Annotated in this window: 18 protein-coding genes and 1 tRNA gene; 10 read left to right on the plus strand and 9 right to left on the minus strand. The window is 65.6% G+C overall.

All coding sequences use genetic code 11. The features are described from left to right. Positions 1-16: 16 nt before the first annotated feature. The 3 genes from AC3D24_RS05080 to modA are packed head-to-tail and all read right to left on the minus strand — an operon-like array spanning position 17 to position 2,045. On the minus strand, positions 17-616 hold the full coding sequence (locus AC3D24_RS05080) for an ATP-binding cassette domain-containing protein (protein WP_489028788.1): 600 nt from the start codon (positions 614-616) through the stop codon (positions 17-19). Then, positions 606-1,295 carry a molybdate ABC transporter permease subunit gene (gene modB / locus AC3D24_RS05085; RefSeq protein ID WP_489028790.1) on the minus strand — a complete coding sequence of 230 codons (690 nt, stop codon included), beginning with the start codon at positions 1,293-1,295 and terminating at the stop codon, positions 606-608. The genes AC3D24_RS05080 and modB overlap by 11 nt, the downstream gene beginning before the upstream one ends. After that, positions 1,296-2,045, minus strand: coding sequence for a molybdate ABC transporter substrate-binding protein (gene modA / locus AC3D24_RS05090; RefSeq protein ID WP_489033048.1), 750 nt, complete (start codon positions 2,043-2,045; stop codon positions 1,296-1,298). It lies immediately after the preceding gene. Positions 2,046-2,170: 125 nt separating this feature from the next. On the opposite strand from modA, the gene AC3D24_RS05095 reads away from it, so the two are divergent. Then, positions 2,171-3,472: an alginate export family protein gene (locus tag AC3D24_RS05095; protein WP_489028792.1), complete on the plus strand. Its 1,302-nt coding sequence runs from the start codon at positions 2,171-2,173 to the stop codon at positions 3,470-3,472. Between the two features lie 38 nt (positions 3,473-3,510). On the opposite strand, the gene AC3D24_RS05100 is transcribed toward AC3D24_RS05095, so the two are convergent. The 3 genes from AC3D24_RS05100 to AC3D24_RS05110 all read right to left on the minus strand — a co-directional run bounded on the left by AC3D24_RS05100 (position 3,511) and on the right by AC3D24_RS05110 (position 11,888). Continuing rightward, positions 3,511-6,882, minus strand: a complete 3,372-nt coding sequence (locus AC3D24_RS05100; protein WP_489028794.1) for a polysaccharide deacetylase family protein — start codon at positions 6,880-6,882, stop codon at positions 3,511-3,513. A gap of 280 nt (positions 6,883-7,162) precedes the next feature. Beyond that, positions 7,163-9,445: a TonB-dependent receptor gene (locus AC3D24_RS05105; protein WP_489033050.1), complete on the minus strand. Its 2,283-nt coding sequence runs from the start codon at positions 9,443-9,445 to the stop codon at positions 7,163-7,165. 484 nt (positions 9,446-9,929) lie between these two features. Next, entirely contained in the window at positions 9,930-11,888 is a 1,959-nt protein-coding gene (locus AC3D24_RS05110; protein ID WP_489028796.1) for a M1 family metallopeptidase, read from the minus strand. Between the two features lie 92 nt (positions 11,889-11,980). Here AC3D24_RS05110 and AC3D24_RS05115 point away from each other — a divergent pair, with 92 nt between their 5' ends. After that, positions 11,981-14,104, plus strand: a complete 2,124-nt coding sequence (locus AC3D24_RS05115; protein ID WP_489028798.1) for a M3 family metallopeptidase — start codon at positions 11,981-11,983, stop codon at positions 14,102-14,104. Positions 14,105-14,259: 155 nt separating this feature from the next. Here the strand turns inward: AC3D24_RS05115 and AC3D24_RS05120 are convergent. Further along, a tRNA-Pro gene (locus AC3D24_RS05120) sits at positions 14,260-14,336 on the minus strand. Between the two features lie 290 nt (positions 14,337-14,626). On the opposite strand from AC3D24_RS05120, the gene AC3D24_RS05125 reads away from it, so the two are divergent. From AC3D24_RS05125 to AC3D24_RS05145, 5 genes are all read left to right on the plus strand, one after another. After that, the gene (locus AC3D24_RS05125) at positions 14,627-14,911 is read left to right on the plus strand and encodes a hypothetical protein (protein WP_489028799.1); all 285 of its coding nucleotides are present in this window, start codon (positions 14,627-14,629) and stop codon (positions 14,909-14,911) included. Positions 14,912-14,915: 4 nt separating this feature from the next. Then, complete coding sequence (locus tag AC3D24_RS05130; RefSeq protein ID WP_489028801.1) at positions 14,916-16,061, plus strand: aminopeptidase; 1,146 nt, start codon at positions 14,916-14,918, stop codon at positions 16,059-16,061. Then, positions 16,058-16,825, plus strand: coding sequence for a class I SAM-dependent methyltransferase (locus AC3D24_RS05135; RefSeq protein WP_489028803.1), 768 nt, complete (start codon positions 16,058-16,060; stop codon positions 16,823-16,825). Before AC3D24_RS05130 ends, AC3D24_RS05135 begins: the two co-directional genes overlap by 4 nt. A gap of 45 nt (positions 16,826-16,870) precedes the next feature. After that, complete coding sequence (gene lepA, locus AC3D24_RS05140) at positions 16,871-18,691, plus strand: translation elongation factor 4 (protein WP_056049136.1); 1,821 nt, start codon at positions 16,871-16,873, stop codon at positions 18,689-18,691. A 156-nt stretch (positions 18,692-18,847) separates the two neighbouring features. Then, positions 18,848-19,117 carry a DUF1488 family protein gene (locus AC3D24_RS05145; protein ID WP_489028806.1) on the plus strand — a complete coding sequence of 90 codons (270 nt, stop codon included), beginning with the start codon at positions 18,848-18,850 and terminating at the stop codon, positions 19,115-19,117. Between the two features lie 64 nt (positions 19,118-19,181). Here AC3D24_RS05145 and AC3D24_RS05150 read toward each other — a convergent pair whose 3' ends face one another. Further along, complete coding sequence (locus AC3D24_RS05150) at positions 19,182-19,574, minus strand: MerR family transcriptional regulator (protein ID WP_489028808.1); 393 nt, start codon at positions 19,572-19,574, stop codon at positions 19,182-19,184. Further along, a complete protein-coding gene (locus AC3D24_RS05155) occupies positions 19,571-21,253 on the minus strand; it encodes a long-chain-fatty-acid--CoA ligase (protein WP_489028810.1) in 1,683 nt (560 codons plus the stop codon). The genes AC3D24_RS05150 and AC3D24_RS05155 overlap by 4 nt, the downstream gene beginning before the upstream one ends. Positions 21,254-21,384: 131 nt before the next feature. Here AC3D24_RS05155 and AC3D24_RS05160 point away from each other — a divergent pair, with 131 nt between their 5' ends. From AC3D24_RS05160 to AC3D24_RS05170, 3 genes are all read left to right on the plus strand, one after another. Continuing rightward, positions 21,385-22,521, plus strand: a complete 1,137-nt coding sequence (locus AC3D24_RS05160; protein ID WP_489028812.1) for a thiolase family protein — start codon at positions 21,385-21,387, stop codon at positions 22,519-22,521. Further along, positions 22,521-24,839, plus strand: coding sequence for a 3-hydroxyacyl-CoA dehydrogenase/enoyl-CoA hydratase family protein (locus tag AC3D24_RS05165; RefSeq protein ID WP_489033051.1), 2,319 nt, complete (start codon positions 22,521-22,523; stop codon positions 24,837-24,839). Before AC3D24_RS05160 ends, AC3D24_RS05165 begins: the two co-directional genes overlap by 1 nt. Positions 24,840-25,247: 408 nt before the next feature. Further along, the gene (locus AC3D24_RS05170; RefSeq protein ID WP_489028814.1) at positions 25,248-25,658 is read left to right on the plus strand and encodes a DUF2147 domain-containing protein; all 411 of its coding nucleotides are present in this window, start codon (positions 25,248-25,250) and stop codon (positions 25,656-25,658) included. Positions 25,659-25,671: the final 13 nt, after the last annotated feature.

Consider the following 25,671-nt stretch of genomic DNA (forward strand, 5'->3'; position numbering starts at 1 on the left):
TTCGCAGGGAAACAATTTACATCCGCACGACCCGCGTTCCGATCCGCTCGGCCTCCGCCGGGTCGTGCGTGACCATCAGGATCGGCAGCTTGAGCACGTCGCGGACATGCTCGATCGCCAGCATAATCTCCTCGCGGCGGGCGCGATCGAGCGACGAGAGCGGCTCGTCGAGCAACAGGAAGCGCGGTTGGCTGAGCAACGCGCGGCCGATCGCGACGCGTTGCGCTTCGCCACCCGACAGCGTGCGCGGCCAGCGATCGAGCAGGTGGCCGATGCCGAGGAAGCCGATGATATCCGCGAACCGCTCCGCCTCGCCGCGGACCCCGTAGAGCAGGTTCGCGCGGACCCGCATGTGCGGGAACAACCGTGCTTCCTGAAAGACATAGCCGGCGCGGCGACGTTCGGGCGGGACGTCGATACCGTCGCCGAACAGCGTCTCGCCGTCGATCGCGATGCGTCCGCGATCGGGTCGGAGCAGCCCGGCAACCATGTTCAGGATGCTTGACTTGCCGACCCCGGAAGGTCCGAACAGCACCGTGGCGCCCTCGCCCGCCTCCAGCGTAAGCGACACCCGCGCATCGCCGAGGCGCTTCTCGACATCGATCTCAAAGGACATGCAGCCCCCGTCCGGCACGCCGGGTCAATAGTTCGGACGCGATCAGAGCGACCAGCGACAACCCCACGGAAACGGCCGACAATCGCCAGACCAGCGCGTCCGCCCCCGGCTGCTGCAGTGCGGAGTAGATCGCCAGCGGCAAGGTCTGCGTCTCGCCCGGCACGTTCGAGACGAAGGTGATCGTCGCACCGAATTCGCCGATCGACCGCGCGAAGCCGAGCACTGCGCCCGCCATCACGCCGGGAATGCTCAGCGGCAAGGTCAGCGTCCAGAACACGCGCCACGGCCCGGCGCCCAGCGTCCGCGCCGCGTTCTCAAGCCGCCGGTCGACCGCCTCGATCGAGATCCGCATCGCGCGCACCATCAGCGGCAGGGCCATCACCCCCGCCGCGATCGCGGCGCCGGTCCAGCGGAACAGCACCGTCACCCCGAACCAGTCCTGCAACCATCCGCCGATCGGCCCATTGGGGCCGAATGCGAGCAGCAAAAGCCATCCGGTGACGACCGGTGGCACGACCAGCGGCAGATGGATCGCCGCATCGACGACGACCTTCCCCGGAAACCGGACGCGCGCGAGCAGCCATGCCAGGGCGAAGGCGATCGGCAGGGTCACCGCCATCGCCACGCCGCCGACCTTCAACGACAGCCCGACGATCGCCCATTCGGTCGCATCGAGCATTTAACGCGCAGAGAAGCCATACCGCACGAAGATCGCCTTGCCCGCCTGCGACACCAGGAACCGCCGGAACGCCTCGGACTCGGGATTGGTCGACGCCCGCAGCCGCGCGACCGGGTAGGTAATTGCGGGGTGCGTGCTTTCCGGAAAAACGCCTGCGATCCGCACCTTGGCGGACGCCTTTGCGTCGGTTGCGTAGACGATCCCGAGCGGTGCAGCGCCGCGCTCGACCAGCGCCAGCGTCGCCCGGACATTCTCCGCGCGCACCACCTTTGGCGCGACCTGCGCCCAGACGCCGAGCTTCTCCAGCGACGCCTGCCCGTATTTGCCCGCAGGCACGGCGCTATCGGCCATCGCCAGCGGACCCGCGGTCAGCACCCGCACCAGCGCGGCAGGCGGACGGACCGGGATACGGACCGTGCTACCCGCCGGTGCCGCGACGACGAGCCGGTTGCCGAGGAACGTCACGCGGGTCGAGGCGACGATCAGGTTCTTTGCCGCGAGTTCGTTCATCCAGTCCTCGTCGGCGGATACGAACAGATCGGCGGGCGCGCCGGATTCGACCTGGCGCGCCAAGGCCGACGAAGCGGCGAACGAGATCGTCGGCTTCACATGGCCCTGCTTCGCCCAGGCGTCCGCCGCGGCGGTCAGCGACTCCTGCAACGACGCCGCCGCCAGCACGAGCGGCGGCCGCTGCTCCGCCTGCGCTGCGACCGACCCGCCGATCAGGGAAACGGCCAGGACCAGCCGCACAGAATGTTTCACTTTTGTGACTCCTCGAACCCGTAGCCCCCGCTATAGGGCGCGACGATTGTCCCGCGCTACCGCGAAACGGAGTTACGATCCTGCCGCTCAACTCGTTCCGTCGCGCCGCGCTCGTGTCGACACTGGCCCTTGGCGGGGTGGCGTCGCCAGCCGCCGCGCAGGAGCAGGGGCTCGACGTCAGCGGCAGCGTCCGGGTGCGCGGCGAGGCACTCGACGGGCAGCCGCGCGTCGGCATCTCCGCCGACGACCATGCCGTCTTCCTCCGGGTTCGGCTAGCAGCGAGCTATGCCAGCGGTCCGTTCGCGATCGGCGGCGAAGTGATCGATTCCCGCGCGTATTTCGAACCGCGCGGGTCGACCGTCAGTTCCAGCGAAGTCGATGCGCTCGAACCGGTCCAGGCCTGGCTTCAGTTCGCGCCAGGCGGGAACGCGAAGCTCCGTCTCGGGCGGTTCACGATGAACCTCGGCTCGGGGCGGCTCGTGGTCGACGAGAATTTCCGCAACACGACCAATGGCTTCACCGGTGCGAGGTTCGATTGGGGCAACACCGCCGGCGACGCGCTGACCGCGTTCTGGACGATGCCGCAACAGCGCCTGCCCGATGACGACGCCGGGATCCGATCCGATCGCCTGGTGCGCGACCGCGAACGCACCGCGCTGCAATTCTACGGCGCGATCGGCACCAAGGCCGGAGTGCTCGGCGGGAAGTTGGAGGGCTATGCCTTTCGCATGCAGGAACGCGACGCCCCAGACTTCCTGACCCGCAACCGGCGATTGTGGACGATCGGCGGTCGGCTTGCGAACAGCGCCGCCCCGGGTCGCTTCGATTACGAACTGGAAGGCGTATGGCAATCGGGGACCGCACGGGCCTCGCCCCTCGCGACCGACGTGACGGATCGTCGCGTCTCTGCGGTATTCGTCCATGGCGGGCTAGGCCAGAGCCTGCCGGGCACGTGGAAGCCGCGACTGCGGTTCGCCGCAGACTATGCAAGTGGGAACGGACGCGGGGACCGTATCGGGCGGTTCGATACGTTGTACGGCGCGCGCAGCTTCGAATTCGCCCCGAGCGGGTTGTATGGCGAGGTCGCTCGCGCGAACCTGATCAGCGTCGAAACGCGGCTGGAACTGGAGCCGACGTCGCGCACCGACGCCTATCTCGCGGTCCGCCCGCTGTGGCTCGCCGACGCCACCGACAGTTTCGGCCAAACGGGCGTGCGGGATGCGACCGGCGCGTCGGGGCGCGAGGTCGGCACGCAGGTCGAGGCGCGCGCACGGTGGTGGGCAATTCCCAAGCGCGTCCGCATGGCGGCGGGCGGCGTGTATCTCGCCAAGGGCCGCTTCCTCCGCGATGCGCCCAACGCGCCGGCCACGGGCGATACGCGCTACGCTTATGCCGAGATTACCTACAGCTTCTAGCGGGCGGCTCTTCTCCTTTGGCGGGGAGTAGATTTGTTCTAGTTCGCGGTTACCCGGCCGGTACGTGCCAGCTTGCCCCAGCCTACGAGCGGGCCACGCAACGCCTGCGCAATCGCCTTCAGGACGACGTAGTACATCACCTGACGATAGCCGATCCGCTGCGGGATCAGCAGCCACAGTAACCGCCAGCGTTCCTTGCGCTCGAGGGCGAACGCAATCGTCGCGGCCAGAAGGTCGATCGCGGTGAAGATCAGCCAATACGCGAGCATCGTATAGACGTCGTGGCTGGTCTGTTCCCAGCCATGCGCCTGGACCGCGACATAGGTCGAGAAGAAGCTGACCAGCAGTGCGAGATCGATGATCGGCGAGATCGAGGCCAGCACGATCTGGAACACGATCGCCTGCGGCAATCCGACCCAGCCTAGTCCACGCGGTTTCGATCCGCCGATCGCCGAGCGATGCTTGTACAGGCATTGCAACGTGCCGAATGCCCAGCGGAACCGCTGTTTGGCGAGCGCGCGGATCGTCTCGGGTGCCTCGGTCCAGGCGATCGCGAACTGGTCGTACTGGACGGTCCAGCCGTAGCGCTGGATCGCGATGGTGAGGTCCTGATCCTCGGCGAGCGTATCGTCGGGATAGCCGCCGACGCTCCTGATCGCTTCAAGCCGCCATGCGCCCACCGCTCCCGGCACCACGGTCATCGCGTTCAGCCGCGCGAGTGCGCGTCGTTCGAGATTCTGCGCGGTGATGTATTCGAGCGCCTGCCATTTGGTGACGAGATTGACCCGGTTGCCGACCTTCGCATTGCCCGCGACCGCACCAAGCTTCGGATCGTCGAACCAGCGTGCGAGGCGGGCGATCGTCATCGGCTCGAACTGCGTATCGGCGTCGAGCGCGATCACGATCTCGCCGCGCGCGAGTTCGAGGCCGCGGTTCAGCGCGCGCGCTTTGCCACCGTTTTCCAGCGTCAGCAGGCGGACGCGATCGTCGCCTGCGAACGCGTCGGAGACGACGCGGCTGGTGCCGTCGCTGGAGCCGTCGTCGATCACGATGACCTCGATCGCGACTTCGGCGGACGCCAGCACGCCCTGCACCGCGCGGACGATCACGCGCTCTTCGTTGAACGCCGGGATCATCACCGTCACGAACCGGTCGGGATCGATCGCGGGGAACACCGTGTAGAGTTCGCGACGGGCCTGGATCAGTGCCAGCGCCGACAACGCCAGCGCGCGCAAGATGCCGATCGTGATCGCGATCCCGAAAATCCAGCGCAGCGCGACGACGATGCCGCCCAGCGTGCTGAACAGCGCGAGATCAGCGACGGCGGCGACGCGGTCGCTCGACGAGATCACCGGCATCGCCGCATCGCGCGACAGGCCGGCAAGTGTCGATACGGGGACGAAGCTGTAGCCCATGCCGCGCAGCCGCTCGATGATGATCGGCAGCGCGGCGACCGTCTGCGCGCGGTTGCCGCCGGCGTCGTGGAGCAGGATCACGTTGCCGCTGCGCTCGGGATTGCCCGCCTCGACCTGCGTTATCGTCCGGTCGATGATCGCCTGGACACCGGGGCGCTTCCAGTCGTCGGGATCGACGTGGAGCCCGACCGAGATATAGCCGCGCTGCTGGGCTTCCAGTGCCGGCACGATTTCGTCGGCTGTGCTCGGCTCGGCATCGCCGAAATAGGGCGCGCGGAACAGCCGGAGCGAGCGCCCGGTGAACGCCTGGAACAGCCGCTGCGTGGTGTTCAGCTCGTATTTCACCTGCCGCTGCGAGACGCTGGCGAGGTTGGGGTGCGTGTAGGTGTGGCTGCCGATCTCGTGGCCTTCGTTGACCATTCGCTCGAGCAGGGGCCGCTCGGTCAGCGCATTCTCGCCGATCACGAAGAACGTCGCGGGGACGTGTTCGCGCTTCAGGATGTCCAGGATCTGCGGAGTCCATTCCGCATCGGGGCCGTCGTCGAAAGTCAGCGCGAGTTGTTTCGGGCGATAGCCAGTGCGGACGACGACATAGGGGGACGGCATCCGCGTAAAGACGACCTCGGCGATCGTGCCGTCCTTGGCGGTTACAGCGTTGCGGATGCCGGTGACCGGCTCGGCACCGATCTTCAGGATCTCGCCGCTGCCTTCGATATCGACATTGGTGCCGGCCGGCATCGCGTCGATCGCTGCGGGCGGCGGCAATCTGCGGTGGTTGCGGCCCCAGATCGACCAGAGGCCGGGATCTTCCGACCCGAGACGCCACAGTGCGACGCTGCCGAGCCCGGCCTTTTGCAGGAACGCGATCTGGTTGTACGCCGATGCCGCGTCGAGCAGCCAGACCTGGTGTTGCGAGCCGCCTTCCGAATAGGCGAAGCTGCTGTTGCCGCTGGTCTTGTCAAAGGTCGGCTTGGTGCCCGAGTCCGCCGCGTTCTGCCACGCTTCCTCGACGTCGAGCGCGTCGCCGCCCTTGTCGTGCCAGTCATACGCATAGGAGCCGATCGCGACGACCAGCTTGGCGGGCGGGATCCCCCGCGCTGCGTCGGCGACCATGCGCGCGAACCAGCGTTGCGAGGCGATCGGCCCGGCCGGACCGCTCGTCTCATGCTCGTCATACGCCATCAGGAAGACCTTGTCGGTCACCTTTGCGTACGCGGGCAGGTTCCAGTCAGGATTGCCGACCGGCGCCGCGATCGCGACCACCCAGCCGCGCGGTGCGAACCGGGCATGCGCGTCGGCGAGGAACGCGCGGTAGTTGGGCTGCGCGCTGGCCGGCAGATCCTCGAAATCGAAGAACGCGCCACCGGCGTGGTTGGCCGCCAGGAACGGCACCAGCTTGTCGAGGAATGCACTCCGCGCCTTGGGGTCGGCGAACAACGCGGCACTGCCGGCACCGTCCCAATTCCCCTCGACCGCGTTCTGCACCATCGGCAGGATCACCGGACGGTGAACCGCCTTGTTGAGGATGTCGCGCCCCGCCTGATCGCGGAAGACGGTGATGTGGTGATCTGCGCCGGTCACCGAAATCCAGCCGGGAATCAGCCAGTCGAGCTGCTCGACATGGCGACCGAGGCTGGCGACGCTGGATTCGTCCCATGGCGCATGGAAGGCGATCGCGAGCGACGGGTTCCCACTGCGTGCGGCCTGGCTCTTGGCCTGGCCCGGCAACGCGGCGCTCGCCCCGAACAGGCGGTTCGCATAGTAATTGATGTCGCGCTTGGTCTGGCGAATGATCCCCGCGCGTGGTGCGGGCAGTGCGCGAAGGGCGGGATGCTCCGGCTCGATCGGCAGCAGCGGCGCGGTCGGCACCATCCCGATCGATGCGGCGAACACAGCAATCGACAGCAGCAGCAGCGCGACGAACGCCACCACGCCCAGCGTGAACCGCCGCCGCCGCCGGCCGCTCGCATCATAGAAAACGGGATTGAGCGACATGGGCGTTCGTATCAACCGACTAAAGGAAACGGCAAATTGCCACGTCCTGCGCTACATGGCCAATCCGGTTCGCGCTCCTGAAAAATACGTCACTCGACGGGTCATGTTGCAGGGCTGACATGATCGGGAGCGAGCAATCCTCCCCCGCAAGGGGGAGGTGGCGCCGAAGGCGACGGAGGGGGAGGACACGGAACAGCGGTTTGCCCTTACCTCCCCCTCCGTCAGGCTGACGCCTGCCACCTCCCCCTTGCGGGAGAGGATCGAGGGGCGCCCTACTCGATCAGCGGAACTTGCCGCTGAGCGACACGCCGATGATCCGCGGCTCGTTGAACACGGCGGCCATGTAGTTCTCGATCACGCCCTTCAGGTTCTTCTCGCCGGTGATGTTGCGCGCGAATACCGCCAGTTCATAGGCATCGTTCGGCGCCGCGTAGCCGATCTTGAGACCACCTTCGAAGTTGCCGTTCGCGGTGAACTCCTTGGTCTTGTACAGCACGAACTGCGTGTAGCCCTGGATGTTGAAGTCGCCCGCGATGAACGCGCGACCGCCATTGCCCAGCGGCTGGTCGTAGCGCGCCGTCAGGTCGACGTTATACTCAGGCGCATTCGGCAGCGGCTCGCCGTCGATCTGCGCGAACACGTTTGTGCCGACCTTGATCGTCGGATTCTCGACCGTGCAGACCACTACGCCGTTCAGCGCGCAGACCTGTGCGTAGACGCGCTTGTCGCGGATCGCGCTATGCAGCAGGCTGAGGCCTGCCCCCAGCGTCAAGTTCGGTACCGGCTTCCAGTTCGCCTCGGCTTCCATGCCGTACGCCTCGGCCTTGTCGGCGTTGAACAGCACACCGTTGCCGTTCACGTCGTTGCCGTTGAGCTGGATGTCCTTCACGCGGTAGCCGAACACCGTCGCGTTCAGGGTCAGCGTGTTGTCGAGCAGACGCGTCTTGATGCCCGTCTCCCACGACAGGATCGTCTCGGAATTCGCGGTGGTGAAGTCGGAATTGAACACTGCCGACCGGCCCTGGATCGTTGGCCCGCGGAAGCCTTCAGCCACGCGCGAATACAGGCTGATGTCCGGGTTCACCTGGTACAGGACGCTCGCATCCCAGCTCGGCTTGGTGGCCTTCAGCGTGACGTCGGTACGCCCCTTGTAGGTGACCCCGCCGGTAGCCGAGTCCGCCGTCTTCAGAAGCTGCGTACGCTTCTTGTCCTCGGTGATGCGGCCGCCGGCCGTGATCGTCAGCTTCGGTGCTATCTCGTAGCTGATCTGGCCAAAGCCCGCCCAGGAGGTGTTGACGTCGTGCAGGCGCACCCAGTTGTTCGGGTTGCGCTGCGGCGTGGTCAGGAAATAAGCGCGCTGGTAGAAGTCCGTGACGTCGCGCGTATCGAAATACAGCCCGCCGATCTGCCAGTTGAACTTGCCGCCCGGCGTTCCCGCGACGCGCAACTCCTGCGACCATTGATCCAGATCGCGGATCTGGCCCTGCGATTCGCCGAAGCCATTAGGCTGGCCGCCAACCGGGAAGTTCGCCGCGGCACCACCATCGGTATCGCCGCGGCTGAAGCCCGAAGTCGTCTCGTACGCGGTGATCGAGGTCAGCGCGGCAGGACCGAAGTCGTAGGTCGCACGGACCGAGCCGCCATAGGTGTTGTAGCTCTGCGGGTTGTCGTTACCCTCGTCGAGCGACACGCTGTTGCGCGGCTCGGCCGAGACGTCGTTCGAACCCTTTTTTAGCGCGGCGCGGTGGAACAGGGTCGAGGTGCCGTCATACCAGCGCGCATGGCCCGACACGTCCAGCGTGAAGTCCTGGCTCGGGGTCAGCAGCAACTGAACGCGGACGTTGCGATCGTCGAAGCCGCCCATCGCGTCCTTGCGCGGGGTCGCGGTGCTGTCCTGGCTGACGCCGGCGAAGCGGTTGTCGACATAGTTCTCACGGTGCTGGATCAGCGTCGACAGGCGGATCGACAACAGGTCCTTGATCAGCGGACCACCGACACCGGCGTCGAGGCTGACGCTGTTATACGATCCGACCGAGGCCGATGCGCGGCTCTCGAAGTCGTTGGTCGGCTTGTTCGTGTCGAACTTGATGATGCCGGCCGTCGTGTTGCGCCCGAACAGCGAGCCCTGCGGCCCGCGGAGCACTTCGACCTGGCGGACGTCGTAGACCGGGTTCGACTTCAGCACGACATGCTCGAGGATCACGTCATCCTGGATAATCGTGACCGGCTGCGATGCGCCGAGGTAGAAATCGATATTGCCCAGACCGCGGATGTAGAAGCGCGGGAAGATGCGCCCGGTCGTCGTCTCGACATACAGGCCGGGAACGCGACCCGACAGCGCGAGCAGCGTATCGTCACCGCCCGACGTGTAGGTCCGGAGGTCATCGCCCGACGCGACGCCGACCGAAAGCGGCACCTTTTGCAGGTTTTCCGAGCGACGCTCTGCAGTGACGACGATCTCATCGAGACCGTCCGCCGGCCCTGCTGCCTGATCCTGCACGGGAGCGGACTGCGCGAAGGCAGCCGAACCGACCGACAGCGAACCACATGCGACGCCGAGCATCAGCGCCGACTTAACGACCGAAAACTTCAAGATGACATTTCCCCAATCGCGCGGCGCCGTCCCTGACGGGCGATCGCGCATCCCATACCCAACGCCGTGCTTTCCCGCGGCCGCCTTTCGGACGGTTCACGACATTACGCGACGCTCACTCCCCGAGCCGGCGATTAGGCGTCGATTGTGTTGGTATGATGACAGTTTGTACGCGGGGGCGGGCGGACGGCCCGTCCCGTCCCTCACGCTCATTTCGCCTCTGACGCCTCCAACGCCTTTGATGCCCCTCAAGCCGACCGCCCTCACCCGTCATCCCAGCGAAAGCTGGGATCTCCCCGTGGGGCGCGCGTCGGTAGCCACGCGGGAGACCCCAGCTTTCGCTGGGGTGACGGAAAGATGTCTGGAGTGACGGGAGAGATGTCTGGGGTAACGGGGAAGATGTCTGGGGTGACGGGAACATATCAGGCGTCATGGCCAGATATAGCGCCTTACCTCAGCGGGACCGTGCCACGTTGTTGCTCCGGTCCCGATCCGGCAGCTTATGATCCGGATCGAGTTCCGCGCTGACGACCGTCCCCCGCGGCACCGGGATCGCCGTCGCCGCCTGGCGGATCCACGTTTCCGCCGGCAGTCGCAGGTCGGTCTTGTGCCCATCCGCATAGGTGACCCGCAACGTCACCGGCATCACCAACCGGTCGCGAGACTCGACATTGACTAGCGGCGTGCCGTCCTTCGCAGCGGCGATCCCCGCCACCGCGAGATCCATCTGCCAGGTGTTGGCGTACCAGCCGCGCCACCACCACGACAGGTCCTCGCCCGCATCGCTCTCCATTGCGCGGAAGAAGTCGGCGGGCTTAGGATGCTTGAACGCCCAAGCGGCGATGAACTTGCGGAAGGCGGGATCGAACAACTCAGGCCCCAGGATCTGCTCGCGCAACAGCACTAGGCCGAGCGCGGACTTGAAATAGGTCACCGGGTGGCGCCATTTCTCGATCACGGTGTCGGACCGCGACAGGATCGGCGGCGCATCGGGATCGGCCAGTACCGGCAGGATCTCGTCGACCGGATTGCCGCCGCCCGGCGCGAATTCGCTGTCGCGCTTGGGCGCATATTCGCCGCGGTTGAAGTCGTCCGACTGATAGGTGTCGATGAAGGTGTTGAAGCCCTCGTCCATCCACGCGTGACGGCGCTCGTCGAAGCCGACGATCATCGGGAACCAGCTATGCCCGATCTCGTGCGCGGTGATCCAGAACAGCTCCTTGCCCTTGTCGTCGATCCCGTCGAACACGATTCCCGGATATTCCATCCCCGACGCCGGGCCGGCGACGTTGACGGCGGCTGGCCACGGATAGGGGAACCACTTCGCCGAGAAGCGCTCGACCGAATCCTTCAGATATTCGGTCGACCGCCCCCAGCGATCCTGCCCCTGCGATTCCGCGGGATAGAAAGACATCGCCAGTGACGACTTGCCGCCCGGCAGGTTGATCCGCGCAGCATCCCATGCAAACGCCTTCGAGGCGCTGAACGCGACGTCGCGCGTATTCTCCATCCGGTAATGCCAGGTCAGCGTTCCGCCCCGCTTCGGACGGCTGGCTGGGTCGGCGATCTCACCGGGCGCGCGGATGACGACGGTCGCGTCGCTCGTCCGCGCCTTCGCCAGCCGCGCGACCTGCGTCGGCGTCAGCACCTCGACCGGGTTCTGCAGTTCGCCGGATCCCGCCACGAGCATGTCCGACGGCAGGGTCAGCCAGTAATCGAAGTCGCCATATTCGAGATAGAATTCCTGCGCGAGATATGGCGCCGTGTCCCACCCGCGCAGATCGTCGTACACCGCCATCCGTGGATACCATTGTGCGATCGAAAAGATGTCGCCGCCGTTCTTCGAGGCCAGCCACCCGGTCCGCCCGCCGAACGCCTCCGACGGCACGGTATAATGATAGCGGATCCGGATCACCGCCTTCGCCCCCGCCGCGAGCGGTGTCGCCAGCCGTAGTTGCGCGCGGGTGTCGGAGATGAGCGGCGTCACCGTCGACGTCCGCCCGCCGCTCTCGACCGTCACCGTCTCCAGCGTCATGCCACCGGTATTGCCCGCCGCAGCACCGCCCCGCGAGTCCGCGCCGCGCGACCCCGGACGATACAGGTTCTGGTCGAGCTGCAGCCAGAGGACGTCGAGCACGTCAGGGCTGGCGTTTGTGTAGTGAATGTCGACGCTGCCCGTGATCGTCTTCGCCGCCGGATCGAGGGTCGCCCGGATCTGGTAATCCGCGCGGTTCTGCCAATAGTTTGGCCCCGGCAAGCCATTCGCCGACCGCACCCGTCCCGAGGGCTGCGCCATGTCGAACGGCGCGAACGTCTCGCGCGGCTGATAGCGAGACGGAGGGGTTTGGGCACTCGCGCCCGTCGCCAGCGCGAGGGTCAGCGCCAGCGTTAAAGTCTGATAGGATCCGGTCACGTTACCCCCATGTCGATCAATAATGAGACATTGTAACGGCTTGGCGGTCCATGCAAGAAGAGCGTCATCACTCCTGCCATTGTGAGTCTTTGATGCTGCGTTCCACCCTGCTTCGTTCCGCCGCCATCCTGTGCTGCATCGCCAGCACCGCTACCGTCCAGGCGGCCCGCGTCAATCCGCTGACCGTCCCCAGCACGCTGCCGTTCCAGGCGCCGCGCTTCGACCAGATCACCGACGCCGATTACCAGCCCGCGCTCGAACAGGGTATGGCGGAGCAGATCGCCGAGATGCGGAAGATCGCGAATAATCCCGCGGCGGCGACCTTCGCCAACACGATCGAGGCAATGGAGCGCTCGGGCCGGACGCTCGACCGCGCCAGCCAGGCGTTCTTCGGCGTGTCGCAGGCGAACACCAACGACGCGCTCGACAAGGTCCGCAGCGCAGTGGCGCCAAAGATGGCGCAGCACGGCGACGCGATCTATCTCGATCCGAAGCTCTTCGCCCGCGTCCGGGCACTGTATGCGAAGAAGGACTCGCTCGGGTTAGACGCCGAACAGAAGCAGGTGCTGGAAATCTACCACAGCGATTTCCTCCACGCCGGCGCGCAGTTGAACGATGCCGACAAGGCCAAGCTGCGGTTGCTCAACACGCAGATCTCGACTGCGACGACCGACTTCCAGCAGAAGCTGCTGGCCGGCACCAAGGCTGGCGCGCTCGTGGTCGACGACAAGGCCAAGCTGGCCGGCTTGAGCGATGCCGAGATCGCCGCTGCCGCGGAAGCCGCCAAGGAGCGCGGTCTTACCGGCAAATACGTGCTGTCGCTGCAGAACACGACGCAGCAGCCGGCGCTGTCCTCGCTCACCGATCGCGCGACTCGCGCCGCGCTGTTCGAGAAGAGCTGGAACCGGTCGCAGCGCGGCGACGCCAACGATACGCGTGCGTTGGTCCAGAAGATCGCCCAGTTGCGCGCACAAAAGGCGCAGCTGCTCGGCTATCCGAACTACGCCGCCTATTCGCTGTATGACCAGATGGCGAAGACCCCAGACGCCGCCAAGCGCTTCATGACGCAGCTCGTTCCCGCGACCGCCGCCGAACAGCGTCGCGAGGCCGCCGAATTGCAGAAGACGATCGATGCGACCGGCGCTTCGTTCCCGCTCGCACCGTCCGACTGGGATTTCTATTCCGACAAGGTGCGCAAAGCCAAGTACGACCTCGACCAGAACGAGCTGAAGCCGTATTTTGAGATTTCTCGGGTCCTGCAAGACGGCGTGTTCTTCGCGGCGAACCAGCTCTACGGCGTCACCTTCAAGGAACGCCGCGACATCCCGGTGTACCAGCCCGACATCCGCGTCTTCACGGTGTTCGACAAGGACGGCTCCGAACTCGGCCTGATGTATTTCGATTACTGGAAGCGCGACAACAAGTCGGGCGGTGCGTGGATGTCGAACTTCGTCGGTCAGTCGAAGCTGCTCGGCACCAAGCCGGTAGTCTACAATGTCGGCAACTTCACCAAGCCTGCGCCGGGCCAGCCCGCGCTGATCACGTTTGACGACGTCACGACGATGTTCCACGAGTTCGGCCATGCGCTGCACGGCCTGTTCGCGAACCAGACCTATCCGCTGGTCTCGGGCACCAATACCGCGCGCGACTGGGTCGAGTTTCCGTCGCAGTTCAACGAGCATTGGGCGCTCGATCCCAAGATTTTCGCCAACTATGCCAAGGACTATCGCAGCGGTGCGGTGATGCCAAAGGCACTCGTCACGAAGATCAAGAACGCGGCGAAGTTCAACCAAGGCTATGAACTGGGCGAACTGGTGGCGGCCGCGACGCTCGATCAGGACTGGCATTCGCTGCCGGCGTCGGCCGGACCGCAGGACGTCGATGCGTTCGAGACCAAGGCACTCACGACGATGGGGCTCGATACGAAGGACGTGCCGCCGCGCTATCGCACCAGCTATTTCGCGCACATCTGGGCGGGTGGCTATGCGGCGGGGTATTACGCGTATCTGTGGACGCAGATGCTCGACAACGATGCCTATGCCTGGTTCGTCGCGCATGGCGGTCTGACCCGCGCTAACGGCCAGCGCTTCCGCGACATGATCCTGTCGAAGGGCCATACCGAGGATTACGGCCCGATGTTCAAGGCGTTCTACGGCAAGGACCCCGACATCGGCCCGATGCTCGAAGACCGCGGCATGGCACCGACGGCTAAGTAAGCCGAGGGCATCGATCCAGGCTCGCCGTCACGCCGGCGGGCCTGGACCTTCATGGATGACACGCGTGATCTCAGGCGCCCGAGGGCCGCGCTACGCTCTTCAAGATAAAGTAAATTCGGGGAAAATCCCGGGCCCTGCCTCAGGAAAATCGGCAATGGTCGGGGCGATAGGATTCGAACCTACGACCCCTGGACCCCGAGACCAGTGCGCTACCAGACTGCGCCACGCCCCGACAACATTGCCGGTGAGCCCCCTAGCCCCGACCCGCAGATCGATCAAGACAAATATCCGTACCGCACCAGCATCCGGACGGCTCCACGCAACCTGCACCGGCATGGCGGTTCTTTTATCGTGCCCGACCAGCGACGTGCCGCGCGAGCATCCCGCCTATAATCGTTTTGCCTCCGAAACGGATTTCGTCGTGATTGTCCGGCCTGCGCCGTGCGCGCAGCTTTGACGGGACGCAAAGGGGCTTTCACAAAACCAGCGTCGCGTTCCCCTCACTCTACCAGGAGAGCAGACATGCCTAGCGAACAGGACATCAACGACATCGTCGCCCGCGTTTCGGCGCAGGTGCTGCGTGAAGTGAAGAGCAGCGAGCAAGTTTTCCGGATCGGCGACCTCAGCACGCACGTGATCGATCTCGGCAAGGGCGGCGAAGCGGCGTGGACCGTCACCTACAGCACCGCCGCGGCACAGCTGGGCGACGCGAGCCGGATCCGCCCGCTCGATCAGCTGGCGTGGACGATCAGCTACAGCACGTCGAAGGCGGCGCTGACCGAGCGCGGCATCGACGTAAAGAACTAGGGCGATGGACGGGAAGATCTGGCGCGGGGTTCAGTCCCTGCTGGACGCCTATGTCCGGATCGCCGGCGGCGACACCGCGGTTATCCTCTACACGAGCGATAGCCAACGGTCCGCCGCCCTCGTCTGCGCCGCGCTCGAGATGCGCGCCATCCCCGCCGTACGCGTGTGGATGGCGCCGCTCGTCGACGAGACGTTCGAGGAGCGGCTGCGCGCCGAACTGCCGTCGCTCGATGCGTTCGAAGGGTGGCTGATCCTGTTGTCGTTCGAGCGCGACACGTTCTCGCATACCGGTGCGCTGACGCGGGCGCTGGCGATCTACCCGCCCGAGCGCCTGCGGATTTTCCGGTCGATCAGCGCAAGCGACAGCCTGTTCGCTGATGCGCTGCTCGCGACACCCGACGAACTCTCCCGCCGCAACGTCGCGATCCTCGAGCGGCTGACGCGGGCGTCGAAGCTGCGGATCACGACGCGCGGGGGCACCGATCTGGAGGTCACGCTCGATCCCAAGCATCGCTGGATCAGCAACCGCGGCCGCGCCCGTGATGGCGGCACGGTGATCCTGCCCGCCGGCGAGGTCGCGACGTTCCCGGCGGCAATCTCCGGCATCCACGTCGCGGACTTCGCGTATAATGTGAACGCGATCACCGAGGACGACGTCCGGCTGGAGACCTTCCCGGTGACGATCGAGCTCGCCGGCGGCCGGGTCGTCGCGCATCGCTGCGAGGATGCGCGGACGATGCGGTTCCTCGATTCCGCGCTGACCACGCACTGCGCGTACAATGTCGGCGAGCTCGGCTTCGGCACGAACTTCGGCATCGGCGAGCCGATCGCGATGAACTCGCACATCAACGAGCGTCGGCCGGGCGTGCATCTCGGGCTCGGCCAGCACAACCAGGATCCGGGCGTGGTCGGCTATCAATGCGCGATCCACCTCGACCTGATCGCGCGCGGCGGCATCGTCGAAGTGGATGGCGGGAGCGACGTGATCGACCTCGAACACCTTGCGCCGTCGGACGCGCCGCATCCCGAAAGCACCCGCGACGAGGACGTGTTCTCGCCCGACACCTTGCAGATCGAGGATGGCGATTGCTGCGGGCTGTTGTCGGACGGCGTCCTGACGCCCTGCCCCGTGCCGATGGTCGCGGCGTGAATTACTGGACGTCCGCGCCCGGCATCGCGGACGCGTTCGTGCGGCCGGGCGGGCATGAAGAAACGAGTATCCCGCTCGAACTGACGATCCGCACGCTGACCGCAGTGCTCCCCGAGCGACCGTTGCGCGTGGTCGATCTTGGCGGTGGCGATGCGGCGCTCGCGGTCCGGCTGGCGATGGCGGGGCATGAGGTGGTGGTCCAGGACATCGATCCGCACATGATCGCGCTCGGCGAGCAGCGGCTGGCGCGGCGCCCGGCGGCGATCCGAGACCGCGTCCGGCTGATCTGCGCGGACGGCGCGACGATGGCGGCGGACCAGGCGGGCGTGGCCGACCTCGTCTGCTGCCATAGCGTGCTGATGTACGAGGACGATCCGGCGCCATTGGTCCGGGCCGCTGTCGCGCTCTGCAAGTCCGGTGGTCTCGTTTCGATCGTCGCGATCAATCCAGCGGCGGCGGCGATGCGTCCCGGACTGGCCGGACGCTGGACCGAGGCACGGATCGCGCTGGAGACGGGCGACGACGCGCACGGCCCCTATGCCGCGAGCCGCAATCACGCGCGGGCGACAATCGAGGCTCTGCTGGCCGAGGCTGGCGCCGATATCGTCGCATGGTCGGGGATCGGCATCTTCACCGATCATCACACCGGTCCGATCGCGGCCGACGATCCTGAAGAGGTGTTGCGCGCCGAATGGCTCGCGGGGCGCCTGGACCCGTATCGACAGGTCGCACGCTGCTATCAACTCATCGCGCGCAAGCTTTAGCCCGCCCGTCTATCCCCCGCGCGGCGGCGCTGCTAGGAGCGCGGCATGACTCCGCTCGACCGCATCCGCAATTTCTCCATCATCGCCCATATCGACCACGGCAAGTCGACGCTTGCCGACCGGCTGATCCAGGAAACCGGCGGGCTCACCGCGCGGGAAATGTCCGAGCAGGTGCTCGACAACATGGACATCGAGAAGGAGCGCGGGATCACGATCAAGGCGCAGACCGTGCGCCTCGCGTATCACGCCAAGGACGGCCTCGATTACGTCCTCAACCTGATGGACACGCCGGGCCATGTCGACTTCGCCTATGAAGTGAGCCGCAGCTTGGCCGCGTGCGAAGGCGCGCTGCTGGTGGTCGATGCCGCGCAGGGCGTCGAGGCGCAGACGCTGGCGAACGTCTACCAGTCGATCGAGCACGATCACGAGATCGTGCCGGTGATCAACAAGATCGACCTTCCAGCCGCCGAGCCCGAGAAGGTCCGCAAGGAAATCGAGGACGTGATCGGCATCGACGCATCCGAGGCCGTTCTCGCATCGGCGAAGTCCGGGATCGGCATCGTCGAGATCCTTGAGGCGATCGTCACCAAGATCCCGCCGCCCAGCGGCGATCCCGAAGCGCCGCTGAAGGCGATGCTGGTCGACAGCTGGTACGACCCGTATCTCGGCGTCGTCATCCTCGTGCGCGTGATCGACGGGGTCCTTAAAAAGGGCCAGCAGATCAAGTTCATGCAGACCGGCACGATGCACCTGGTCGACCGGGTCGGCTGTTTCCGCCCTAAGATCGAGCAGCTGACCGAACTTGGCACCGGCGAGATGGGCTTCATCACCGCGCAGATCAAAGAGGTCGCGCAGACGCGCGTCGGCGACACCATCACCGATGCGAAGCGGCCTGCGCTCGAAGCGCTGGCGGGCTTCAAGGAAGTCCAGCCGGTCGTGTTCTGCGGGATGTTCCCGGTCGATGCCGCCGAGTTCGAAAAGCTGCGCGAGAGCATCAGCAAGCTGCGGCTGAACGATGCGAGCTTCTCGTTCGAGATGGAAACGTCGGCGGCTCTGGGCTTCGGCTTCCGCTGCGGGTTCCTCGGGCTGCTGCATCTGGAGATCATCCAGGAGCGTCTCACGCGCGAATATGATCTGGACCTGATCACCACCGCACCTTCGGTCGTATACGAGATCGAGCTGACCCACCCCGATCCCTCCGGCACGACTCATATCGAGCTGCACAACCCCGCCGACATGCCCGAGCCAAACAAGATCGCGACGATCAGCGAGCCGTGGATCGAGGCGACAATCTACGTTCCCGACGAATATCTCGGGTCGGTGCTGAAACTCTGCCAGGATCGCCGCGGCATCCAGAAGAACCTGACCTATGTGGGCGGTCGCGCGCAGGCGACCTACGAACTGCCGCTGAACGAAGTGGTGTTCGATTTCTACGATCGGCTGAAGTCGATGTCGAAGGGCTATGCGAGCTTCGATTATCATCAGATCGGCTACCGCGAGGGCGATCTCGTCAAGATGGGTATCCTGGTCAACGAGGAGCCGGTCGACGCGCTCAGCATGATCGTCCACCGCGGCACCGCCGAAGTGCGCGGCCGCGGGATGGTCGAGCGGCTCAAGGAACTGATCCCGCGCCACCTGTTCAAGATCCCGATCCAGGCGGCGATCGGCGGCAAGGTGATCGCGCGCGAGACGATCAGCGCAATGCGCAAGGACGTGACCGCCAAATGCTACGGCGGTGACGCTAGCCGCAAGAAGAAGCTTCTGGAAAAGCAGAAGAAGGGCAAGCTGAAGATGCGCGAATACGGCTCGGTCAGCATCCCGCAGGAGGCGTTCATCGCGGCGTTGCGGATGGGCGACGACGCTTAGGCGCTGGCGGCGTCCCTGCGCGCTCAACGCGCTGCAGTGTTTTCGTCCGAAAAGCCGCCGTCACTAATCGGTTGGCGACGATCGCGTGGCTTGCGGCTTGCTCCCGCCCCCGCTCTTGTGCAGAGACGGCGCCTACCCCGAGGAGTTCAGACTAACATGGCAAGCCGCCTTGAGATCGACCAGGCCAGCGTTACCGACAACGACGTCGCCAAGCAGGTCGAGTTTACCGCCGAGATCGACGGCGACGAGCGCGATTTCGCGGTCCAATACGCCGTGCTCAAGGAATTGAGCGGCGACGAGCCCGAGGATGATGCGCTGGAGATGTTCGAGCGGTTCAACGACGAACTGACCGACATCTGCCTTGAAGCCGCGTTGCAGCGTCCTTCGGCCAACGTCGTGGTCATCGACGAAGGCGACCTGGAATAGTACCAGTACGGCGGCGTTGACGTGACCGGGTCGCGAACGCCGCCGGCTATACCGAGGGCAAAGCTCAGGCCGCGCCAACCGGGATGCGTGCCAGCGCTTCCTGCTCGATCTTTTCCAGCTCGTCGCGAGTCTGCACGATCGCCTCGCGCTGCGCATCCAGCAGGTCTATCCGCTGACGACATCGCTCCGCCAGCGCGCGCATCTGCTCGACATGTTTGGGATCGGCGTCGTACAGATCGAGGAACTCCTCGATGTCGCGCAACGTGAAGCCGAGACGCTTGCCGCGCAGGATCAACTGCATGCGCGCCACGTCGCGTCGGGTATAGACGCGGGTCGTCCCGATCCGGCATGGTTCGATCAGCCCCTTGTCCTCGTAGAACCGCAACGTCCGCGCACTGACGCCGAGCGTCCGCGATACTTCCTGGATTCCGGTAAGATCGTCCTGACGATCGTTCATGTCTGTACGTCCCTCTCCCCAGACGCCGCTTTTGCGTTTTCTTCAGCGACAAGTTCCTTTTTGGATAGCTTGCCGATCAGCGTCTTGGGGAGAGTGTCGCGGATTTCGACCTCGCGGGGAAGCTCGATCTTGCTTATCTTGTCGCGAAGAAAATCGCGCAGTTCGAGCGGGGTAGCCACCGCGCCTTCCGCCAGCACGACGAACGCCTTGGGGGCCTGCCCACGGTATTTGTCGGGCACGCCGATCACGACCGCTTCGAGCACGGCGGGGTGTTCGTACAGCGCCTCCTCGATCACGCGCGGATAGACGTTGTAGCCGCCCGCCAGGATCAGATCCTTGATCCGGTCGACGATGAAGAGGTAGCCGTCTTCGTCGAGATGGCCGACGTCACCGGTGCGCAGCGCGCCGTCCGCGAACAGGTCGGCGGTGGCGGCGGGCTTGTGCCAATAGCCTTGGGTGATCTGGGGTCCGCGCGCGCAGATCTCGCCGTTCTCGCCGATCGGCAGCAGCCGAGTCGGGTCTTCGCGGTCGCGGATCTCGATCGTCGTGCCGGGGAATGGCAAGCCCGCCGAGCCCGGCTTGTTGATGCCGTCGATGGGGTTGCAGGTGATGATCGGTGATGCCTCCGACAGGCCATAGCCCTCGACGAGCTTCGCGCCGGTCGCGGCCTCGAACGCGGTGCGGACTTCGGCGGGCAGCGGCGCGCCGCCCGAGATGCAGGCGTGGATCGAGGACAGGTCGATCTTTTGCGTTTCCGCCGCGGTGGTGATCGCGGCGTAGATCGTCGGCACCGCGGGAAAATAGCTCGGCTTGGTGCGGTCGATCGTCTTGAGCAGTTGCTGCAACTCGAAGCGCGGCAGCAGGATCATCTCTGCACCGGTGCGGATCGAATAGGTCAGCACGGTGGTCAGCGCAAAGACGTGGAACAGCGGCAGCGCGCCGAGCACGCGGTCCTGATGCGGCTGCTCGCCACCGACGAACATCACCATCGCATCGGCGTTCGCGACGAGATTGGCGTGGCTGAGCATCGCCGCCTTGGGCTCGCCGGTGGTGCCGCCGGTATATTGCAGCACCGCGACCTCGTCCGGGGAGACCGCGACCTGGGACGGCGCGCCCTTCGCCTTCAGCAGCGAGTCGAACGTGCAATGGCGCGCATCGCTGGGGGCGTGGCCGATCTCGGCACGCTTGAAGACCCGGTAGGCGATCGACTTAAGCGGCGGCAACGCGCCGGCGATCGGGCAGGTGATGACGTGCTTCACCCCCATCTGCCCCGCGACCTTCAGGACTCGCGCATGGATTTCGGCGATGTCGCAGGTCGCGATGATCGTCGCGCCCGAATCCTCCAGCAGATGCGCCAACTCCCGCTCGACATAGAGCGGGTTGACGTTGACGACGATGCCGCCGGCCTTGAGGATCGCGAAGAACAGGATCGGGTAATAGGGCGTGTTAGGCAGGCACAGCGCGACTCGCGTGCCCTTCACGACGCCGAGATCTTGCAGGCCCCGCGCGGCTCGGTCGACCGACTCGCCGAGTTCGGCATAGGTGATCGTCCGACCCATGAAGTCGAGCACCGTGCGTCCCCCGAACCGACCGACCGACGTATCGAGCATGTCGCCCAGCAGCCGAGGCTCGCCCAGCAATGGCTTGCCGATCGCTTTGCCCCCGGAAGTGTCCTGCATCTCGCTCTCCATAAGATGGTGTGCGTAAGCCATATTGTCGGCCGCTTCACCTTGACGTAAAGGTGAGGTATCGCACCTTAAGGGTAACCCGCAAGCGTTAACCGGGTCGACCGCAATATGAGAGGATCATCGTGACCAACGTCGTCATCGCCGGGTACGCCCGTTCGCCGTTCCACCTCGCTGGCAAGGGCGAGCTCGCCCGCGTCCGTCCGGACGATCTCGCCGCGCAGACGATTCGCGGGTTGCTTGACAAGACCGGCGTCGACCCCGCCGAGATCGAGGACATCATCCTCGGCTGCGCATTCCCCGAGGGCGAGCAGGGCCTCAACGTCGCCAAGCTGATCGCGCAGATCGCCGACTTGCCGATCTCGGTCGGCGGCATGACGGTCAACCGGTTCTGCGGCTCGTCGATGAGCGCGATCCACATCGCTTACGGCCAGATTGCGGTCGGCGCGGGCGAGGCGTTCATCTGCGCCGGCCTCGAATCGATGAGCCGCGTGCCGATGGGCGGCTACAACCCCCTCCCCAACCCCGAGCTCGCGAAGAAGAGCGCCGGCGCGTACATGGGCATGGGCGAGACCGCCGAGAACGTCGCGCGCAACTATCAGATCACGCGCGCCGAACAGGACGCGTTCGCGGTGAAGAGCCAGGACAAGGCCGCCGCGGCGCGTGCCGATGGCCGGCTGTCGGACGAGATCGTGACGATCCAGACCAAGGCAGGCCCGGTCAGCCAGGACGGCACGATCCGCGCCGGCACGACCACCGAAGCGCTCGCCGGCCTGAAGCCCGCGTTCAGCGCGGATGGCTCGGTGACCGCGGGCACCTCGTCGCCGCTGACCGATGGCGCGTCTGCGGTGCTCGTCACCTCGGAAGAGTTCGCCAAGAAGCACGGGCTGACGATCCTCGCGCGGATCAAGTCGATCGGCGTGTCGGGTTGCGCGCCCGAGACGATGGGACTCGGCCCGATCGATGCGTCGAAGAAGGCGCTAGAGCGTGCCGGGATCACCGTCGCCGACCTTGACGTGGTCGAGATCAACGAGGCGTTCGCGAGCCAGGCGATCGCCTGCATCCGCGACCTCGGCCTCAAGGACGAGACGATCAACCTCGACGGCGGCGCGATCGCGATCGGCCATCCGCTCGGCGCAACCGGCGCGCGAATCGTCGGCAAGGCGGCTGCGCTCTTGTCGCGCGAAGGTGGCCGCTATGCGCTGGCGACCCAGTGCATCGGCGGCGGTCAGGGCATCGCAACGGTGTTGGAGCGCGCATGATGGGCGATCAGGTCAAGAAGGTCTGCGTCATCGGCGCGGGCGTGATGGGCGCAGGCATTGCGGCGCAGGTCGCCAATGCCGGCATCCCCGTGCTGTTGCTTGATATCGTACCCCGCGAGGGTGACGATCGCGACGCAGTGGCCAAGGGTGCGGTCGCCAAGATGCTCAAGACCGACCCCGCCCCCTTCATGTCGAAGCGCGCGGCCAAGCTGGTCGAGACGGGCAACATCGACGATCACCTCGACCGGGTCGCCGAGTGCGACTGGATCGTCGAGGCGATTGTCGAGCGGCTCGACATCAAGCATGCGCTGTACGCCAAGCTCGAAGCGCTGAAGCGTCCCGGCACCGCGGTGTCGTCGAACACCTCGACGATCCCGCTCGGCAACCTTGTCGAGGGGCGATCGGACCAGTTCAAGGCCGACTTCCTCATCACGCATTTCTTCAACCCGCCGCGCTACATGCGGCTGGTCGAGATCGTCCGTGGTGAGCATACCGACGTCGCGGTCGCGGAGAGGGTCGAGGATTTCGTCGATCGCTTCATGGGCAAGCGGATCGTGCGGGCGAAGGATACGCCGGGCTTCATCGCCAACCGCATCGGCACCTATTGGCTGGCGATCGCGATCAACGCGGCGATGGACCAGGGGCTGACCGTCGAGGAAGCCGACCAGATCGGCGGCCGTCCGATGGGCGTGCCGAAGACGGGCATCTTCGGGTTGGTTGATCTTGTCGGCGTCGACCTGATGCCATTGCTGTCGAAGAGCCTTTCCTCCACGCTGCCGGCCGGCGATCCGTATTTCGATACGGTCCGCCCGCTGCCGCTGGTCGACAAGATGATCGCGGAAGGGTTCACCGGCCGCAAGGGCAAGGGTGGGTTCTATCGCTTTGACAAGGCGACGCGGACCAAGCTGTCGCTCGACCTCGCCACTGGTGAGTACCGTGCGGAAGCCAAGCCCGCGGAGTTGCCAGGCAAAACAGGCAAGGACCTTGCCGCGCTGATCGCCGAGCCGGGCAAGATCGGCACCTATGCGTGGACGATCCTCGGCCGCGTGTTGTCCTACGCGGCGATGCTCGTCGGCGAGGCGGCGGACGATGTCGTCGCGATCGATGACGCGATGAAGCTCGGCTACAACTGGAAATACGGGCCGTTCGAGCTGATCGACCGAATGGGGCCGGGCGTGCTGGCCGTGCGCCTTGCCGAGGAAGGTCGCGACGTTCCCGCGATCCTGACGACCGCGGGCGATCGTCCGTTCTACCGCGTCGAGAACGGCCAGCGTCAGTTCCTCACTGCCGCCGGCGAGTATGCCGACGTGCCGCGCGCGGACGGCGTCGAACTGCTGGAGGACATCAAGCTCCGCTCGCAGCCGATCCTCACGAACCTGTCGGCGTCGCTCTGGGATGTCGGCGACGGCGTCGCGGCGCTCGAATTCCACACCAAGATGAACGCGCTCGACGACCAGGTCGTGGCGCTCATCAACGAGGCGATCCCGGTCGTCCGCGAGCGCTTCAAGGCGCTGGTGGTGTATAACGAAGCGTCGAACTTCTCGGCGGGTGCGAACCTCGGCGCGGCAATGTTCGCGGTCGGGGCGGGCCTTTGGGACATGGTCGAGGCTAGCGTCCAAGGCGGGCAGCAGGCATACAAGGCGCTCAAATACGCCCCCTTCCCGGTCGTCAGCGCGCCGGCCGGGCTCGCACTAGGCGGTGGCTGCGAGATCCTGCTCCACTCGGACGCGGTGCAGGCGCATGCGGAGACCTATGCGGGCCTCGTCGAGTGCGGCGTCGGGCTCGTCCCCGGCTGGGGCGGCAACGGCGAGATGCTCGACCGCTGGACCAAGTCTCGCACGCTGCCGAACGGACCGATGCCGGTGCTGACCAAGGTGTTCCAGGCGGTCTCCACCGCGCAGGTCGCCAAGTCGGCGGCGGAGGCGAAGGAGATGATGATCCTGCGCAAGGACGATGGCATCACGATGAACCGCGACCGGTTGCTGGCGGACGCGAAGGCCAAGGCGTTGTCCTTGGTCGAGGGCTATGTCGCGCCGGAGAAGCCGACCTTCCGCCTCGCCGGCGCGAGCGGCCGGACCGGACTCAACATGGCGGTGTCCGACTTCCACAAGAAGAGCATGGCGACCGACTATGACCTCGTCGTCGCAGACCGTCTCGCCGAGGTGCTGACCGGTGGCGAAGCAGATCTCGTCGATACGGTGACCGAGGATCAACTGCTCGACCTGGAGCGCGCGGCGTTCATGGCGAGCGTCAAGGATCCGCGGACCCAAGCGCGGGTCGTCCACATGCTCCAGACGGGTAAGCCGCTGCGAAACTGACGCGTCGCGCTCCCTCACCGTCATGCCGGGCTCGTTCCGGCATCTACCTGTCCGCCCCCGCAATGCATCCGGGGTTGCGGACAGGTGGCCCGGGAACAATCCCCGGGCGGCGGAAACGAGGGCCGTCATCATCTCGGGCGGGCGGGGATACATATTCGCTGACGTGCGTATCCATCGCGACGGTGGCCATAGGGGTTCCCGCCTGCGCGAGAATGGCGAACGTGGCGAGATGAACACTTTTTCACCAAGCCGAATGAGTAAGAAGGCTTGACTAGTCTTCGTACAACTCTAGTCCGGAACGGTACCTGCCGTATACGGCAACAGGCTCGCGATTAGGTCGCTTGCCTAACTGGAACTCCGACGACCGTACGCATACGGCGTCACCCGCATCATAGGAGAGGATAGAAGATGTCCCTGTTGCTCATCGGCGCATTGCTCGCCGGCGCTCCAGCCACCGCCGAGACCGTCCTCGGCCGTTGGAAGACCGAAACCCACAACGCCATCGTCGAGATCAGCCGCTGTGGCCCGTCGATCTGCGGCAAGATCCTGACCTCCGACGCGATTCGCGCCAATCCTGCCATGAAGGATGCGAAGAATTCGGATGCCGCGCTGCGCAATCGTCCGATCCAGGGCATGCAGATGTTCGGTGGTTTCAAGCCGGACTCGGACGGCGTCTGGAGCGGCGGTCAAGTCTACAATGCCGAGGACGGCAAGACCTATAGTGGCAAGATCACGCCCCTGGGTGCGAACCAGCTGAAGCTGCGCGGCTGCGTCTTCTTCCCGCTCTGCAAGACGCAAACCTGGACGCGCGTGCGCTGAGGCGCCGCACATT

Source organism: Sphingomonas sp. SL1004, from assembly GCF_057815015.1.

Bases quoted from the DNA above. Each gene is read 5' to 3' on its own strand.
- AC3D24_RS05080 (WP_489028788.1), bottom strand. From the start codon at position 616: ATGTCCTTTGAGATCGATGTCGAGAAGCGCCTCGGCGATGCGCGGGTG.
- modB (WP_489028790.1), bottom strand. From the start codon at position 1,295: ATGCTCGATGCGACCGAATGGGCGATCGTCGGGCTGTCGTTGAAGGTC.
- AC3D24_RS05100 (WP_489028794.1), bottom strand. From the start codon at position 6,882: ATGTCGCTCAATCCCGTTTTCTATGATGCGAGCGGCCGGCGGCGGCGG.
- AC3D24_RS05105 (WP_489033050.1), bottom strand. From the start codon at position 9,445: ATGCTCGGCGTCGCATGTGGTTCGCTGTCGGTCGGTTCGGCTGCCTTC.
- AC3D24_RS05115 (WP_489028798.1), top strand. From the start codon at position 11,981: ATGCTGCGTTCCACCCTGCTTCGTTCCGCCGCCATCCTGTGCTGCATC.
- AC3D24_RS05125 (WP_489028799.1), top strand. From the start codon at position 14,627: ATGCCTAGCGAACAGGACATCAACGACATCGTCGCCCGCGTTTCGGCG.
- AC3D24_RS05130 (WP_489028801.1), top strand. From the start codon at position 14,916: ATGGACGGGAAGATCTGGCGCGGGGTTCAGTCCCTGCTGGACGCCTAT.
- lepA (WP_056049136.1), top strand. From the start codon at position 16,871: ATGACTCCGCTCGACCGCATCCGCAATTTCTCCATCATCGCCCATATC.
- AC3D24_RS05145 (WP_489028806.1), top strand. From the start codon at position 18,848: ATGGCAAGCCGCCTTGAGATCGACCAGGCCAGCGTTACCGACAACGAC.
- AC3D24_RS05150 (WP_489028808.1), bottom strand. From the start codon at position 19,574: ATGAACGATCGTCAGGACGATCTTACCGGAATCCAGGAAGTATCGCGG.
- AC3D24_RS05155 (WP_489028810.1), bottom strand. From the start codon at position 21,253: ATGCAGGACACTTCCGGGGGCAAAGCGATCGGCAAGCCATTGCTGGGC.
- AC3D24_RS05165 (WP_489033051.1), top strand. From the start codon at position 22,521: ATGGGCGATCAGGTCAAGAAGGTCTGCGTCATCGGCGCGGGCGTGATG.
- AC3D24_RS05170 (WP_489028814.1), top strand. From the start codon at position 25,248: ATGTCCCTGTTGCTCATCGGCGCATTGCTCGCCGGCGCTCCAGCCACC.